Origin of the sequence: Mesorhizobium sp. M1342 (assembly GCF_040317955.1) — a bacterium.
In the GTDB taxonomy this organism is placed as follows: Bacteria; Pseudomonadota; Alphaproteobacteria; order Rhizobiales; family Rhizobiaceae; genus Mesorhizobium.
In genome coordinates, this window is the sequence record NZ_JAMYLI010000018.1 from 1 (window position 1) to 11,867 (window position 11,867).

The window sequence follows — 11,867 nt, forward strand, 5'->3', positions numbered from 1 at the left end:
TTTTTTCTAACCCCCCCCGCTCCCTTTTCTCACCACACTCCTTTTTCTTGTTTTGTTTTGTCCCCTCCTCCCACAATATATCCCAAAACCCCAAAAAAAAACACCCCGCCCCCCCCCCCCCCCGCTTCCGTCTCGGGAGGAGACTTGTATTTAGGCAGCGGTCTTGGCCTCGATCTGCTTGGCCTTGGCCGAAGACGCCGTAATGGCGATCTTGCGCGGCTTCAGCTCCTCGGGGATGTTGCGCTTGAGGTCGACGAACAGAAGGCCGTTCTTCAGCGAAGCACCGACAACTTCGACGTGGTCGGCAAGCTGGAAGCGGCGTTCGAAAGCCCTCGAGGCAATGCCGCGATAGAGCAGCTCAGAGCCTTCGCCGGTACCCTCGTCCTTGCGCTCACCCTTCACGGTCAGCACGTTGCGATGGGCTTCGATCGAGATTTCCTCGTCCGAGAAACCGGCAACGGCCATCGAGATGCGGTAGGAATCCTCACCGGTGCGCTCGATGTTGTAGGGCGGATAGGTCTGCGCGCCATCCGGCTGCGCAAGCGAATCGAGCATCGTGAACAGACGATCGAAGCCGACGGTAGAGCGATAAAGCGGGGAAAAATCAACGTGACGCATGAGGTGTTCTCCTGTTGAGCAACATGGTTTGCGTATGGCCGGTGCGAAACCCTTGAGCGGCGTTTCGGATGGGCCAGCGGCCCCGACATTGGCGACCGCACGAGACATTTGGGGAGCGCTGGAAAGCATTTCAAGATTTCACCTGGCGGCAAAAGCCACGGCGGCCGGTCCCTTGATGAACGGCAGATGAACCGGCACTTCGGCGCGCGTTCAGGCAGCCGGCGCTAGGGTGCATTTCAGGATCAAGGACTGGCGGCGCCGATTGCACAACAGGCACCGCAACGAGGCCGACCGGGTGTAACGTCCCTTCCTCCCGGATCGACAGAGGCCGGAAGCACGCTTTCGAGCGGCTTCCGGCCTTCCCTGGTGCAGCCTCCCCTTCACCGGGAATTCCTTGGCTTTTGGCGCATGGGCGTCTATCACCTTAGCGGAGCCGGCCAGCGCAGGCGGGCATGCGAGACGCCGAGCACGAAGCGCCGAATGACGGATCTTTTCACCGAAAACTCCCTTTTTCACGAAATCGAGGGCAATCCGCGGCCGGAAAATGCCACCGGCGGCTTCTTCACCACGCGTGACCGCAAGAATATCCGCTACGGCCTGTTCGGCGCAGTCGCTCGCCCGATGAAGGGCACCGTGGTCCTGCTCACCGGCCGCAACGAGTGCATCGAGAAATATTTCGAAACCATCCGCAACCTTGCCGATCGCGGCTTTGGCGTCGCCACCCTCGATTGGCGCGGCCAGGGCGATTCCGACCGGCTGATCCGCGATCACCAGCGCGGCTACGTCAGCAGCTTCCGCGACTACACCGCCGACCTCGAACAATTCTTCGAGGAGATCGTGCTGCCCGATTGCCGCGGACCGTACTACATCCTCGCCCATTCGGCAGGTGCCTTGATCACCCTGCTTGCCGCCCCGTCGATGGTGAACCGCATCCGGCGCATGGTGCTGATCGCGCCCTTCCTGACGCTGCCCGACCTGCCGGTCTCGATCTCGACGGTTCGCCGCGTCTGTTCTCTGTTCTGCGCTCTCGGCCTCGGCCGGCTCTATGCCGCCTGGGGTCCGCGGCCGAAGGTGACGGCCCCTTTCGAGACCAACAAGCTGACGTCTGACCCGGTACGCTATCGACGCAACACGCGGCTCTATGAAGAACATCCGCAACTGGCGCTTGGGGGTCCGACGATCCGCTGGCTGCGGGCAGCCGCGAAAGCCTCCGAAGCTGTCAGCGACCCCGACTTCATGGCAGGAATTCAGGTCCCCCTGCTGATAATCGCCGCCGGCGCCGACCAGGTCGTCTCGACCAGGGCCGTGGAAACCTACGCCAGGCGTCTGCGGCTCGGTTCGCTGCTGATGATCGATGGCTCCCGTCACGAAATCCTGCAGGAAGCCGACATCTACCGCGAGCAATTGCTCGCCGCTTTCGACGCCTTCATTCCCGGGAGCGACGACCCCACAGCCTGACAGGCGCCGGTCGCTGGCCCGCTCCCCAAGGGGTGCCGCCGGCAGTAAAACGACTGCTTCAAGCGGTCGGCATCACCTGAATGGCAGCGGACGCTCGTTTAGCCGCGCAAGGCGGCCATGGCGGCGGCATGAAGCTCCGGCGTCGCCGCCGCGAGCACATCGCCGCCCTGTTCCGCCGGCCCGCCATCGAATGTGGTGACGACGCCGCCTGCCTTTTCGATGATCGGGATCAGCGCCACGATGTCGTAGGGCTTCAATCCGGGATCGGCGACGATGTCGACGCTTCCCGAGGCGATCATGGCGAAGGCATAGCAATCGGCGCCGTAGCGGGCGAGCTGGATCTGTCTTTCGAATGCATCGTAACGGTTGCGCGCCTCGCCCTTGAACAGGGCCGGCGTGGTGGTGAACAGCGTCGCCTGGTCCAACTTCGTCGTCTTGCGGGTCGTCAGTTTTCGCGGCCCGCCTGGCCCCTCATAATGGGAGCCCGAGCCGTTGGCGTAGAACAGCTCGCCGGTGAAGGGTTGCGCCATCATGCCGGCAACGGCGTCGCCGTCGATCGTCAGCCCGACCAGTGTGCCCCACACCGGCAGGCCGGAAATGAACGCGCGCGTGCCGTCGATCGGGTCGATCACCCAGACATGCCGGCTCGAAATGTTCTCGCTGCCATGCTCTTCACCAAGAATGCCATGGTCGGGATACTCAGCAGAGATCAGCGCCCGGATGGCGCGCTCGGCCTCGCGATCGGCCTCGGTGACCGGATCGAAACTGCCCTGTTCCTTGTTGGCGACCGCACCTTGGCTGCGAAAGCGCGGCAAGGTCTCCGCCGCTGCCACCTGCGCGATGCGGCGCATGAAACCGACACTGATGTCCAACTGATTCTCCCGCACTGCAGCATGTCCGAGCCGTGCTCTGCCGCCAATTTCGTACCAAAACAAGAGTGTTCGACGACTTTTCCGTGACGGCATCTGTTGCCCGGATGTCACACGAGCGTCGTCGAAACGCAATTTCCACATCAGAGTGAATTAAAAAAGCCTCAAGGTCGCTTGACATTTGTGCAGCGCACAATACCCTTGATCTCGGACAGGGTTTCCTGTCCATGCCCTCCTTGGGCGTTTCCTCCCTAGACTTCGACCGTATCGTGCAAACGATGCGGTCTTTTTTTACGCCGCGATTTCACTCTGCGGCCAACGGCCGGTCGCTCACTCGGCGGCTAGCGGCAGGTCGATGAAATGATGGTCGGGCATCGACATCAGGTCGGCTGAGAACCGCGTCAGATCATCGGCCAGCGCATCGAAGCCGGCGGCCTTCTCGAATGTCCGCTCGTTCATATAGAGCCCGCGATTGACCTCGATCTGCAGCGCATGCAGATGGCGCGCCGGGCGGCCGTAATGCTCGGTGATGAAGCCGCCGGCATAGGGCTTGTTGTGGGCAACCGAATAGCCCATGGCGCTGAGCAGGCCGATCGCGGTCTCGGTCAGGGCGGCGGTTGCCGAGATGCCGAAGCGGTCGCCGATGATGAAGTCGGGCCGCAGACCGCTGTCGCCGACACGGATGCTCGCCGGCATCGAATGACAGTCGATCAGCACGGCAAAGCCGAACCGCGCATGGGTTCTGGTCAACAGCCGCTTCAGCGTCTCGTGATAGGGCTTGTAGACGGCCTCGATGCGGGCGATCGCTTCGGCCAGCGGCAGGCGGCCGGAATAGATGTCGAGCCCCTCGCCCACCAGCTTCGGCACCGTGCCAAGCCCGCCGGCCACCCGCGCCGAGCGGATGTTGCAGAAAGACGGCACTGGCTCGGCGAACATGCGCGGATCGAGTTCCCACGGCTCGCGATTGACGTCGAGATAGGCGCGCGGAAAATTCGCTGCCAGCAACGGCGCGCCTAGCGCCACGGCGCCGCCGAACAGCTCATCGACGTAACAGTCTTCCGACCGGCGGATGGCGTTGCGGTCCAGCCTTGCCATGGCAAGGAAGCGCTCCGGATAGTAGCGGCCGCTATGCGGTGAGTTGAAGAGGAAGGGGACGCGCTGCTCGACGCCCGACCGGATTTCGAAGGGTGGAAAGACCGAAAAATCCTCGGCTGCCGTCTTCAATTTGAACGAACCCGAAAACACCAGTGCATCATGATGTGAAAGTGCCACCTTGCAAGCCTCGTGTCCAGCATTTCGGCCGCAGCACACGCCCGGCAAATATGGATCATCCCCGTCAGCGTTCACTTGATGTTTACCCTCACCTCCTCATATACAGGATGGTTAACGGGCTTGCCCAACGGCAATCTCGGGCGGGTGATTCGGACGGGATATCATGGCACGCATTCTTCTGGCGGAAGACGACGACGATATGCGTCGGTTCCTCGTCAAGGCGCTGGAGCGCGCCGGTTACCAGGTCAGCGATTTCGACAATGGCGCCAGCGCCTATGAGCGGCTGCGCGAGGAACCGTTCTCGCTGCTGTTGACCGACATCGTCATGCCGGAGATGGACGGCATCGAACTGGCGCGCCGCGCCACAGAGATCGATCCTGATTTGAAAGTCATGTTCATCACCGGTTTCGCCGCCGTTGCGCTGAACCCTGATTCCAAGGCGCCGAAAGACGCCAAGGTGCTGTCGAAACCGTTCCATCTGCGTGACCTCGTCAACGAGGTCGAGAAGATGCTGCAGGCGGCCTGAGCCGTTTTTCAAGCGAGGCGCCGCACCTCTTCGCCACTGCGGCGAGACGACGCCTTCTTTCCTTTTTCCTGCTATTGACGCGCTGGATCAAAAATGGTGTATGCGCGGCTTCGGATGGGCGTGTAGCTCAGCGGGAGAGCACTGCATTGACATTGCAGGGGTCACAGGTTCAATCCCTGTCACGCCCACCATCCAACCAGACGATCAGACTTGAATCGGCATCCTGGCCCGCTCGCCCGAGCTGGACAATTTTCGTTCGCCCAAGGGAAGCTGGACACTGGCGAGTTTTTCGAGCGCAACGCGCCCGTCCCGGCGTTTGACCGGAACGGGCCGCACTCGATCAGATCATTGCGGCGCTGGATCTGGCGTATTTCCCGGCCTGTCGCCGCCGCCCTTGCCTTCGCGACAAGGCTCTCCGAGACCGCAGCATTTGCCGTTGTAGGTGACGCCAGGCTTCAGCTTGTCGCATTCCCTGGGAGCGGTTGTCTTGCAGCCGGCCAGCACCGAAACGGCGATAGCGGCCAAAAGGACGTTTCTTGAAACAGTAAACATCAGACGTTCTCCTTGATGGACCATGTTTGGACACATCGCTTGGTCGCGCCTCGAGAGAAATTGGTTCACAAGAAAATTGGTGACGCGAAAACCACCCTCGCGGTCGTTCGACAGCGGAAACACCTGGGCAGGCGCAGCAATCGCGTGGCGACGCGTCCTCTTCGACCGGTCAGCCTTTCCGCGCTTCAGATGCCCGCGACGGTGCAAAGGCTCTTCATTCTGGCTACCGCCAGATCGGGATCAGCGAGCAATCCTGCCTGGTCGGCAAGGCGGAACACGTCGGCATAGTGACGGATGCCGCGCGCCGACTGCATGCCGCCGACCATCGCAAAATGGTCCTGATGGCCATTCAGCCAGGCCATGAAGACGATGCCGGCCTTGTAGTACTCGGTCGGCGCCTCGAAGATTTTTCGCGATAGCGGCACGGTCGGCGCCATCAATGTGTCATAGCCGGCGCGGTCACCCTCCGCCAGTTTCGCCAGCGCTGCATTGGCGACCGGCGCAATCGCATCGAAAATACCGAGCAGTGCGTGCGAGTGTCTTTTCTCGTCGCCGGCGATCAGTTCGGGATAATTGAAATCGTCGCCAGTGAACATGACGACGCCGTCCGGCAGACGGTTCCTCAGCGCGACCTCCTTGCCGGCATCGAGCAGTGAGATTTTTATCCCCTCCACCTTGCCAACGTGGCGTTCGATGATGGCAACAACTGTATCGAGAGCAGTCTCGAAATTCTCGCTGCCCCAATAGCCCCTGAGCGCCGGATCGAACATGTCGCCCAGCCAGTGCAGGATGACCTTGCCGGATGCTTGGGACAGGATGCGGTCGTAGACGCCGACATAGTCGTCCGGCCCCTTGGCCACTGCCGCCAGTGCCCGGCTGGCCATCATGATCGCCTTGCCGCCCAAGCCTTCGATGAAAGCGAATTGCTGCTCATAGGCGGCGATCACATCGTCCAGCGTCCTGGCGGCGGCGGGCGCCAGATGGTCGGTGCCGGCACCCGAGGCGAGATCGGCGCCATCGACGGTACGCGCCTCGGCGATCGAACGGCGGATCAATTCCTGCGCGCTTGCCCAGTCGAAGCCCATGCCGCGCTGCGACGTGTCCATCGCTTCGGCGATGCGGAATCCCAGCCGCCACAGATGGTGACGGAACGCCATCGTCCTGTCCCAGTCGACCACCGGCCTGGACCACGGATCGGTCATGGCGAGCGGATCGGCAACGACGTGCGCAGCGGCATAGGCAATACGCGAAAATCGCGCGCCGATGTCAGACTGCACCGGTTCGCCGACCAGCGTGTACCGGGTGCTGCCGCCACCCTCACCAGGCAAGGAAATGTCCATCGATCTCTCCCTTCGCAACGCTACTAAATGGAACGTTCCAATAAATCAAGAACCTTTAAGATTCGGGCTCCACGGCAGGAAGAATGCTGCATTGCAACACAAATCCTCGTGGAGCAAGCCATTTGAGTACGCACAATCGGCGTTCGAGGCGCGGGAAAATCCCGATTGACTTACGAGCGGAGCGGAGATTAGAACGTTCCAATAGTTTGGGCCTGCAATCGAGGAGGATGCATCTGGATGGCCAACCGGGCCAAGGCGACGATATTCGACATCGCCCGCGAAGCAGGCGTGTCCAAATCGACGGTATCGCTCGTGCTCCAGGGCAGCGGACTGATCCGGCCCGAAACAGCGAGCAAGGTGCGCAAGGCGATCGAGGATGTCGGTTACGTCTACAACCGCGGCGCCGCCAATCTGCGCAAGGCGCACTCCAACGTCATCGGCATGGTCATCAACGATCTGACCAATCCTTTCTTCGCCGAACTGGCGGTCGGCATGGAACGCGTCTTTCAGTCGGCCGGCATCGTGCCGTTCATCGCCAACACGGCGGAAAATCCGGTGCGCCAGGAAGAAGTGCTGAAGTCGCTGATGGAGCAAGGCGTCGCCGGTCTCATCGTCTCGCCGGCTCGCGGCACGACGCCGGGCGCCTTCAGGCGGATCGAGACGGCGGGTCTGCCGGTTGTCTTCGCCATGCGCCGGCTTCCCGAGAGCCGCATCCCGGTGATCGCGCCCGACAATCATCGCGGCGCCTATCTCGCCACCGCGCATCTGATCGGCAAGGGACATCGCCGGCTGGTCTTCTTCGGCGGCTCGTCCGACCTGGTGGTCTATCACGAGCGGCTTGGCGGATTTCGCGAAGCCTGCGAGACGCAGGGCATCGCCGCCCGCGACGCACTTGTCGTCGAGGGCGAGACCAGCCGCAGAGGTGGTATAGCGTGCCTGGAAACCGCTCTCGCTATGGCTGAGCCGCCGACCGCGGCGCTCTGCTTCAACGACGCTGTCGCCTTTGGCGCCATGCTGGCGCTGCGCAAGCGTAGGCTTGAGCCGGGAACTGATTTCGCCATCGTCGGTTTCGACGACGTGGCCGAGGCCGAGCATTACATGCCGGCGCTGACCAGCGTCGCGGTGGACTCGGCCGGCCTCGGCGAACGCGCCGCCCATGTCATGCTGAAAATGATCCAGTCGCGCACCACGCGGGCCGAGGACCATATCGGCGCGGTCAATCTGGTCGTCAGGGAAAGCTGTGGCCCGGATCGCCGCACCCGAAACAGGACGGCCGGTTCGGGGAGCATGAATTGAGCAAGGTCGTTTCGGCAGCGCAGGCAGCGGGCCTGATCAAGGACGGCATGGTCGTATCCGTGTCGTCGTCGAGCGGTCTCGGCTGTCCGGACGCGGTGCTTGCCGCGATCGGCGAACGCTTCGATGGGGAAGGCCACCCAAAAAATATCACCACACTTCACCCGATCGCCGCCGGCGACATGTACGGCATCAAAGGCATCGACCATCTGGCCAAGCCCGGCCTGCTGAAGCGTACTTTGTGCGGCTCCTACCCGTCCGGCCCCTCCTCTTCCGAACCGCCGCAGATCTGGAAGATGATCGGCGACAATTCGGTCGTCGCCTACAACGTGCCGTCCGGCATCCTGTTCGACATGCACCGCGAAGCGGCCGCCAAGCGGCCGGGCGTGCTGACCAAGGTCGGTCTCGACACCTTCGCCGACCCGCGCCACCAGGGCTGCGCCATGAACGCCGCCGCCAGCGAGCCGATCGTTTCGGTGCAGCAGTTCGACGGCGAGGAATGGCTCTATTTCCGCTCCATCGTGCCGCAGGTCTCGATCATCCGCGCCACGTCAGCCGACGAGCGCGGCAACCTCACCTATGAGCATGAGGGTGCCTATCTCGGCGGCCTCGAACAGGCACTCGCCGCCCGCAACAATGGCGGCATCGTTATCGCGCAGGTCAAGCGCGTCGTCGAAAACGGCACGCTGAAACCGCATGACGTGCGCGTGCCGGGCGTCCTGGTCGACCACATCGTCGTCGCGCCCGACCAGTTGCAGACGACGCTGACACCCTATGACCCGGCCATCTCCGGAGAAATTTTCCGGCCGCTGTCGAGCTTCCGCACGCCGGAGATGAACGTCCAGAAAGTGATCGCGCGCCGCGTCGCCATGGAGTTGCGCGACGGCATGGCCGTCAACATCGGCTTCGGTATTTCCGCCAATGTCCCTCGCATCCTTCTCGAGGAAGGACAGCACGGCAAGATTACCTGGGTGATCGAACAGGGCGCGGTCGGCGGCGTGCCGCTGCTCGACTTCAAATTCGGCTGTTCGTCGAACGCCGACGCCTTCATGCCCTCGCCGCACCAGTTCATCTATTTCCAGGCCGGCGGCTTCGACGCTTCGCTGCTGTCCTTCCTGCAGATCGATCGCCATGGCTCGGTCAATGTCTCGAAGCTTTCGGCGCGCCCGCATGTCACCGCCGGCGCCGGCGGCTTTGTCGACATCACCGCACGGGCGAGGAAGATCGTCTTCTCCGGCTTCTTCAACGCCGGCGCCAAGCTGTCTCTGGCCGATGGCGGTATCCGCATCGAGCAGGAGGGCAAGGTCAAGAAGGTGGTCAACGAGGTCGAGCACATCTCGTTTTCGGGGAAGCGCGCGGTCGCGCAGGGGCAGGACATCACCTATGTCACCGAGCGCTGCGTGATGAGGCTCACGCCGGAGGGCCTGGTCGTCACAGAACTCGCACCCGGCATCGATCTACAGCGCGATGTGCTGGCGCAGTCGGAAATCCCGTTGGGCGTTGCCAAGGACCTCAAGACGACACCGGCAGCCCTCTATCAGGAGCAACCGATAGGCCTGTCACTGAATGGCGGCGCCTCGCTCGGAGGCGCGCATGGCTGAGCCTCTCGTCACCTTCAAACAGGATGGCGCCCTCGGCATCGTCACGCTGCGCCGGCCGGAGAAATTCAACGCACTGGATATCCCCATGCTTCGCGCGCTCGAAACAGCGCTCGACGAAGCGGAAGCGGCCGACGGCGTGCGCGTCGTGCTCATCCGTGGCGAAGGCAAGGGCTTCTGCGCCGGCGGCGATGTCGAGGCGTGGGCGCGGATGAGTGCCGCCGATTTCCAGGTGCAATGGGTGCGCTATGGCCACCGCGTCTTCGACCGCTTGGCGCGGCTGCGGCAGCCGACCATCGCCGTCCTGTCCGGCCATGCGCTGGGCGGCGGCCTGGAGTTGGCTGTGGCTTGCGACTTCCGCGTGGCGGAAACACAAGTGAAACTGGGCTTCCCTGAAACTTCGATCGGTGTCGTGCCCGGCTGGTCAGGCACGCAGCGCGCCGTGCGCCGCTTCGGCGCGCAGACGGTGCGCCGCATGGCGCTCGGCGGCGAGATCTTTCTCGCCCCCGAGGCACTCGCTCTGGGCATCGTCGACCGGGTGGTCGCGACTGGCAAGGCATACGACGAAGCAAGGGCGTGGGCGGAAAAGATCGCCGAGCGCGGCCCGCTGGCGACCGAAGCCGCCAAGCTGATGATCGCGGTCGCCGAAGGCGAGGAAAGTGCCGCCGCCACCGAAGCGCTGGCCAGCGGCTTCATCGCCCTGACCGGAGATCTCAAGGCCGGCGTCGATGCCTTCAAGGCCAAGCAGAAGCCAGCCTTTTCGAGATCCTAGAGGAAAACAGATGAACGCCCCCCTCAAGATCGCCATGCCGGCCGAGGCGGCTGCGGCACCGAAAGCGTACAGACTGCTGATCGACGGCAAGCATGTCGATGCCCGCGACGGCCGCACGATTGCTCGAAATAGCCCCGGCCACGGCTTCACCGTCTCGCACTACGCGCAGGCCGGCGCGGCCGAAGTGGAAGCCGCTGTGCAGGCCGCCCACAAGGCGTTCGAGACCGGTCGATGGCCGCGCATGAAGGCAGCTGAGCGTGCCGCGATCCTGCTCAAGGCGGCTGACCTGATCGAGGGCCGGCTGGAAGAGATCGCCCGGCTCGATACACTGGAATCCGGCAAGCCGATCGCCCAGGCGCGCGGTGAGATTGGCGGCGCCGTCGACATCTGGCGCTACGCCGCCTCGCTCGCCCGCACGCTGCACGGCGAAAGCTATGCCAATCTCGGCGATGCCATGCTGGGCGTCGTGCTGCGCGAGCCGATCGGCGTCGTCTCGATCATCACGCCGTGGAATTTCCCGTTCCTGATCGTCAGCCAGAAACTGCCCTTCGCGCTCGCCGCCGGCTGCACGGCGGTGGTCAAGCCGAGCGAAATGACCTCGGCGTCGACCTTTGTGCTCGGCGATATCCTAATGCAGGCCGGCCTACCCCCCGGCGTCGTCAACATCCTGGCCGGCTTTGGTGCCGACGTCGGCGCGCCGATGGTCAGCCATCCCCTGGTCGAGATGGTCTCGTTCACCGGCTCGACCCGCGTCGGCAAGATGACGATGGCCTCGGCCGCGCAATCGCTGAAGAAAGTCTCGATGGAGCTCGGCGGCAAGAACGGTCAGGTCGTCTTCCCGGACGCCGACCTCGAAGCGGCCGCCGATGCGGCGGTGTTCGGCGGCTTCTTCAATGCCGGCGAGTGCTGCAATGCCGGCAGCCGGCTGATCGTGCACGAGGCGATCGCCGACGATTTTCTCAGCGCTGTCAAGGCGCTTACCGCCAGGGTTACGGTCGGCGATCCGCTCGATGACCAAACCAAAGTCGGCGCGATGATCTCGTCCGACCATCTGAAGAAGGTGGCCGGCTATGTTTCTGCCGCTGAAGGCGACGGCAGCCAGGTTTACAGCGGAGGCAAGCAATTGGCCTCCAATGTCGGCCAATATCTCGATCCCACCATCATTCGCGACGTCACCGAGGAGATGGCCATCGCCCGCGAGGAAGTGTTCGGCCCGGTGCTCTCGGTGCTGACATTTGAATCGATTGAAAAGGCGTTGCACATCGCCAACGACACGCCTTATGGTTTGGCGGCGGGCGTGTGGAGCGCCAGCATCGACACCTGCATGTCGGTGGCGCGTGGGGTGCGTTCGGGAACCGTTTGGGTGAACACGTTCATGGAAGGTTATCCCGAGCTGCCTTTCGGAGGCTACAAGCAGTCCGGTCTCGGACGCGAACTCGGCAAACGCGCCGTCGAGGATTATACCGAGGAAAAGACAATCCAGTTTCATCGCGGCCAGCGCACCGGGTGGTGGGTCGGCTGAGTTGAGAAGAACCCGGCGGCATCCGCCGGTCGTGTAATGCAACAAGG

General features: G+C 63.0%; 11 protein-coding genes and 1 tRNA gene. 7 read left to right on the top strand and 5 right to left on the bottom strand.

Translation table 11 applies throughout. From position 1 onward, the window contains the following. Positions 1 to 150 precede the first annotated feature (150 nt). Entirely contained in the window at positions 151 to 618 is a 468-nt protein-coding gene (locus NKH06_RS19175) for an Hsp20 family protein (RefSeq protein WP_013529716.1), read from the bottom strand. Positions 619 to 1,098: 480 nt separating this feature from the next. Here NKH06_RS19175 and NKH06_RS19180 point away from each other — a divergent pair, with 480 nt between their 5' ends. Next, positions 1,099 to 2,076, top strand: a complete 978-nt coding sequence (locus NKH06_RS19180; RefSeq protein ID WP_352440930.1) for an alpha/beta fold hydrolase — start codon at positions 1,099 to 1,101, stop codon at positions 2,074 to 2,076. A 98-nt stretch (positions 2,077 to 2,174) separates the two neighbouring features. Here the strand turns inward: NKH06_RS19180 and hisN are convergent, their stop codons facing one another. Together hisN and NKH06_RS19190 are read right to left on the bottom strand one after the other, a co-directional pair. Further along, positions 2,175 to 2,948, bottom strand: a complete 774-nt coding sequence (gene hisN, locus NKH06_RS19185; protein ID WP_023810077.1) for a histidinol-phosphatase — start codon at positions 2,946 to 2,948, stop codon at positions 2,175 to 2,177. A 327-nt stretch (positions 2,949 to 3,275) separates the two neighbouring features. Next, the gene (locus NKH06_RS19190; protein ID WP_128303129.1) at positions 3,276 to 4,217 is read right to left on the bottom strand and encodes an N-formylglutamate amidohydrolase; all 942 of its coding nucleotides are present in this window, start codon (positions 4,215 to 4,217) and stop codon (positions 3,276 to 3,278) included. Between the two features lie 163 nt (positions 4,218 to 4,380). Here NKH06_RS19190 and cpdR point away from each other — a divergent pair, with 163 nt between their 5' ends. Beyond that, a complete protein-coding gene (gene cpdR / locus NKH06_RS19195; protein ID WP_006199474.1) occupies positions 4,381 to 4,743 on the top strand; it encodes a cell cycle two-component system response regulator CpdR in 363 nt (120 codons plus the stop codon). 116 nt (positions 4,744 to 4,859) lie between these two features. After that, a tRNA-Val gene (locus NKH06_RS19200) sits at positions 4,860 to 4,934 on the top strand. Positions 4,935 to 5,088: 154 nt separating this feature from the next. Here NKH06_RS19200 and NKH06_RS19205 read toward each other — a convergent pair. Both NKH06_RS19205 and NKH06_RS19210 read right to left on the bottom strand, forming a co-directional pair. Then, entirely contained in the window at positions 5,089 to 5,295 is a 207-nt protein-coding gene (locus tag NKH06_RS19205; protein ID WP_023810079.1) for a hypothetical protein, read from the bottom strand. Positions 5,296 to 5,480: 185 nt separating this feature from the next. Next, positions 5,481 to 6,635, bottom strand: a complete 1,155-nt coding sequence (locus NKH06_RS19210) for a dihydrodipicolinate synthase family protein (RefSeq protein ID WP_023810080.1) — start codon at positions 6,633 to 6,635, stop codon at positions 5,481 to 5,483. A 237-nt stretch (positions 6,636 to 6,872) separates the two neighbouring features. Between NKH06_RS19210 and NKH06_RS19215 the strand changes: the two genes are divergently transcribed. From NKH06_RS19215 to NKH06_RS19230, 4 genes are read left to right on the top strand one after another with little or no spacing between them, the layout of a single operon-like run. Then, positions 6,873 to 7,931 carry a LacI family DNA-binding transcriptional regulator gene (locus NKH06_RS19215; RefSeq protein ID WP_023810081.1) on the top strand — a complete coding sequence of 353 codons (1,059 nt, stop codon included), beginning with the start codon at positions 6,873 to 6,875 and terminating at the stop codon, positions 7,929 to 7,931. After that, complete coding sequence (locus NKH06_RS19220; protein WP_352893692.1) at positions 7,928 to 9,529, top strand: acyl CoA:acetate/3-ketoacid CoA transferase; 1,602 nt, start codon at positions 7,928 to 7,930, stop codon at positions 9,527 to 9,529. Before NKH06_RS19215 ends, NKH06_RS19220 begins: the two co-directional genes overlap by 4 nt. Beyond that, positions 9,522 to 10,298: an enoyl-CoA hydratase/isomerase family protein gene (locus tag NKH06_RS19225; protein WP_128303133.1), complete on the top strand. Its 777-nt coding sequence runs from the start codon at positions 9,522 to 9,524 to the stop codon at positions 10,296 to 10,298. Before NKH06_RS19220 ends, NKH06_RS19225 begins: the two co-directional genes overlap by 8 nt. A 10-nt stretch (positions 10,299 to 10,308) precedes the next feature. Continuing rightward, on the top strand, positions 10,309 to 11,820 hold the full coding sequence (locus NKH06_RS19230) for an aldehyde dehydrogenase family protein (protein WP_352440929.1): 1,512 nt from the start codon (positions 10,309 to 10,311) through the stop codon (positions 11,818 to 11,820). Positions 11,821 to 11,867 lie beyond the last annotated feature (47 nt).